The organism is Ideonella sp. P3_A4 (assembly GCF_056403075.1).
Genome location: NZ_JBFUGE010000574.1, coordinates 1 through 3843, shown reverse-complemented (window position 1 = coordinate 3843; position 3843 = coordinate 1). Strand labels below are relative to the sequence as shown.

General features: G+C 59.5%; 4 protein-coding genes. All 4 read left to right on the top strand.

What is annotated here, in order from left to right; genetic code table 11:
• Positions 1–351 (top strand): hypothetical protein (locus AC1DYI_RS29170; protein WP_477207618.1); only part of this gene is annotated, 351 nt, incomplete at its 5' end.
• Between the two features lie 649 nt (positions 352–1000).
• Positions 1001–1777, top strand: coding sequence for a DUF6602 domain-containing protein (locus AC1DYI_RS29165; protein ID WP_477207617.1), 777 nt, complete (start codon positions 1001–1003; stop codon positions 1775–1777).
• Between the two features lie 1123 nt (positions 1778–2900).
• Complete coding sequence (locus tag AC1DYI_RS29160) at positions 2901–3230, top strand: hypothetical protein (RefSeq protein WP_477207616.1); 330 nt, start codon at positions 2901–2903, stop codon at positions 3228–3230.
• Between the two features lie 152 nt (positions 3231–3382).
• On the top strand, positions 3383–3843 hold a 461-nt coding region (locus AC1DYI_RS29155), incomplete at its 3' end, for an MOSC domain-containing protein (protein ID WP_477207615.1).

The window sequence follows — 3843 nt, the reverse complement described above, 5'->3', positions numbered from 1 at the left end:
GGAATGTATGTCTTGTCGCCAAGTACTTCATCCGTGTGTGCCTACCTGAATGGATTCGACGCAGCGAAAAGCGGCGGCCCGCTCCAAGGTCTGAAAGAGTGGTTGGTTGTCCGGTCCGACGGGGGAAACAACCTTACCTGGGAGAGCTTGGTGCTTCCTCAGCTTGAGGTGGAATCGAGCGCGTCACCGCGATCTCTTGAAGGGCAACTCGCTGAGCTGGCCGGCCTACTCAATGAATTCTTCTGTCTCCGATCAAAGCAGGGGCTCGCAGTCATCTTCTACGATTACTCGAACTGGCTGCTCAGCCAAGACTGGTATGTCGGCGCTCTTCGCAACCGCCCTGGCGCCTAACCCCTCCGTCAAGGGGACGTCCACAAGCGGGCTTCGCCCACTTGCGTCCGCCCCTTACGTCGAACGTTAAGCGCACAGCCGTTTTGAGGGGTTCGAGTCACTTGGAACGTCATCTGCCAATGGTTGCCGTTCATGGCCTCGGTCTCGATGCCCTGTGGCCCTGGGAGAAGCGTGTCCACTCCGGCGCCAGCTTGGGCTGTCCGTCCTCCGGCGGCCAGCGCACGGACACCGACGGCGCCAGCCGTCTTCTTGCCTGCGTGGTYACAAATCGGTCRCCTCGTCTGCCCGCCAWTCGGGCAGCGGCGCCACGGTCACGGYTCTACRRTCAAACAGCCAATCYAGCGAGTKCTGGCATGGGCTTCTCTGTGGCAACCGGGAGAGCAGCCTCSCATCTCTGCCCCGCCAYGCCTGCAGCGYTTGGCCATCAATCACGAGCCAAGGCCTCCATGGCTGGCCTAACYGAAACAGCCACAACCCCAGTGCGGCAGAGCCGCGCTCCGGTCACCCGCGCGGCTGCTTCGTGGTCTTCACGCCCTTCAGCCTTGGGGTGGCGGGCAGCAGTAGGTGCTTCACCGGCGCCTAACCACTCAGTCAAGGGGACGTCTTGCGCATATGCGCAAGCCGCCCCTTACCTCGAACGTTAGCCGTCATGAGTAAGCTCGACATCCGTCTACAGTTCAGGCGCTTGGCTGCCGCGCTTAAGGCCAGCGCAGACGTTGCCGGCGGCACCGGGCACGCCGCTACCACCGGGAGCCTTCGCGAGATAGTCTTCGCGACGTTCCTTCGCCCGCACCTGCCGAAGCATCTCTATATCCGTTCCGGTGTCATAGTTGACTCGGAAGAGAATAGAACGGCGCAACAAGACTGCATTCTTGTCGATTCGAGGTTCCCTCTCCTCTCTGTGGGGTCCGATAGCGAAGCAGTAGTGCTAGCCGAAAGTGCGGTCGCCACGATCGAGATCAAGAGCTTCTTGTCTACAACCGAACTCCGTTCAACCATGGACTCCATTCGCCAGACGAAAAGCCTGGTTCGAAAGGGTGATTGGTCTTACACAAAGGGACCGCTATCAATACAAGGCACCACTCCGGCCCCGATTCTTCCATACATCTTTGCTTTCGACGGTGCAGCACTCAACACGTTGGCGGCGGATGCCTTTGCGTACGCAAACGAACTCGGCGACGAGTCAGCCGTCCCTGAATCAATCTGCGTACTGGGGAAGGGCGTAATTTCCAGAACCTCCTCTATCTTCAAATTGAACAACAAGAGCTTGTCAGGGCCACCCTTCCAACCCACCCAAGTCAAGACGGAACACCTAGTCAAGGATTCTCTCCTTGGGTTCTATCGGCGCCTGATTGATGATGTAGCTCACTCCAAGCTCGTGAATGTTGACATCGAGCCGTACTACTCTCGAATCGACCTCGAATGACGGCTAACCCTTCCATCGAGGGGACGTGCCCCGGCAAGCCGGGTCACGCCCCTCATGTCAAACGTTAAGCGCACAGCCGTGTTGAAGGTTTGAGTCACTTGGAAGGTCATCTGCCAATGGTTGCCGTTCATGGCCTCGGTCTCGATGCCCGGTGTCCCTGGGAAAAGCGTGCCCGCTCCGSCGYCAGCKTGGGCTGTCCGTCCTCCGGCGGCCAGCGCACGGACGGTGACGGCTCCASCCGTCTTCTTGYCTGCGTGGTCACAAATCGGKCRCCTCGTCTGCCCRCCATTCGGGCRGCGGCGCCACGGTCACGGTTCTWCAGTCMAACAGCCAATCCAGCGARTKCTGGCAKGGGCTTCTCTSTGGCAACCGGGATAGCAGCCTCGCATCTCTRCCCCGCCAYGCCTGCAGCGYTTGGCCATCAATCACGAGCCAAGGTCTCCATGGCTGGCCTAACTGAAACAGCCACAGCCCCAGTGCCGCAGAGCCGCGCTCCGGTCACCTGCGCGGCTTCTTCAAGGCCTTCACGCCCTTCAGTCTGGGGGTGGCGGGCAGCAGTAGGTGCTTCACCGGCGCCTAACCMCTCMGTCAAGGGGACGTCTTGCGCSKASGCGCAAGCCGCCCCTTACSTCGAACGTTAWGCGGCGGAAAACAAGGGCCCGTGCGCTTCAACGCTTCACAGCGCGTTGGCGAACCGGCAGAGTGGCGTCCGTAGGCCAGCCGCAAGCGGCTACAAGAAGCGTCTTAATAGGCTCCGTCGCTGGCRGTGTTCTCGGTTCGCTAGCTTCTGGCATCGTCTTGCGAGCAGCAGTTCGCTTGCTGGTTTTTGTTGCAGGGGCGACAGGAGTTTCCAAAATCAGTAGCATGAGCATCGGTTTGGGGGACGGAATTCTACGTTTCCCCTTACTGGCCTCGTTTCAGCGCTTGGCGCACCTTAAGCCATCCCTCAAGCAAGAGTCTTGTGTCCATGCCACTCAAACGGCATCTGCCATCGCGAAGCAACATGGTCGCGAGTCATCCGCACCACGGGCAGCGCTCGATTTCAAGCCATCCGCCGCCTAACCCCTCCGTCAAGGGGACCTGCCTGCGGCAGGCCCCTTACGTCGAACGTTAGGCCTCAAGAATGGAAACCTCCACCGTTCAGGTGCTCAAGCTGGCAATCGTTGCAGCCACGGGCCTGTCCAAAGACGCCTTACACATCTATGTCGGGCTCGCAGTCTTCCTTATCGTCGCGGCGGTCAGCAAGCGGTCCGCGTCTTCATGGCTTCCCTGGCTGGCAGTGTTCTTAGTAGCCACGCTTGGAGAGCTCGTGGACATGCGAGATGATCTCTTGAGTTTGGGCTATTGGCGTTGGTCAGCCAGCTTGCACGACATCATCAACACAATCCTCTGGCCAACCGTCTTGTTTGTTTTAGCTCGGACCACAGGTGTACTTGCTACGAGGGCAAAGTGAGGTCTTCATTCCCAGGATCAAAGTCAAAGGCTTTGGTGCGCCGGGTGCCGAATGTGCCTTATGCCAGCCGCCTGAGGCCTAACCCCTCCGTCAAGGGGACCTGCCTGCGGCAGGCCCCTTACGTCGAACGTTAAGCGTCAGAAAGACCCCCAATGAAGGTCGAGCGCATCTACACATCCTCGAGGTCTGGTGAGGCACAAATCGAGCAAGAGCTGGTCAGCGTCATCGCCGGCTCTGGCATCGAAGGCGATCGGTACTTCGGTCGTCACGATGAGCCCGGTCAGAATCTCACGCTGATCGAAATCGAAGAGATCGAGGCCTTTCTCAATGAGCAACGCCGCGAGGCAGAGCTTTCAATCACCCATCGAAACCTCCTCACGCGAGGTGTCCGCCTCAATGAGCTCGTCGGAGTCGAATTCTGGGTAGGAGAAGTCAAAGTCAAGGGAGTCGAGTTGTGTGAGCCCTGTCTTGGCATGGGCACCGCTCTCTCATCCTCCAACATCTCGCCGGCCAGCGTTGTGAAGCGCTTTCTCCATCGTGGTGGCCTTCGCGCCGATGTGCTGTCAAGCGGGGCCATTCAGCGCGGGGCAGCTGTAACCCTGCCGCCTAACCC

Excerpts from the sequence above, each read along its gene's own strand:
- AC1DYI_RS29165 (WP_477207617.1), top strand. The coding sequence starts at position 1,001 with ATGAGTAAGCTCGACATCCGTCTACAGTTCAGGCGCTTGGCTGCCGCG.
- AC1DYI_RS29160 (WP_477207616.1), top strand. The coding sequence starts at position 2,901 with ATGGAAACCTCCACCGTTCAGGTGCTCAAGCTGGCAATCGTTGCAGCC.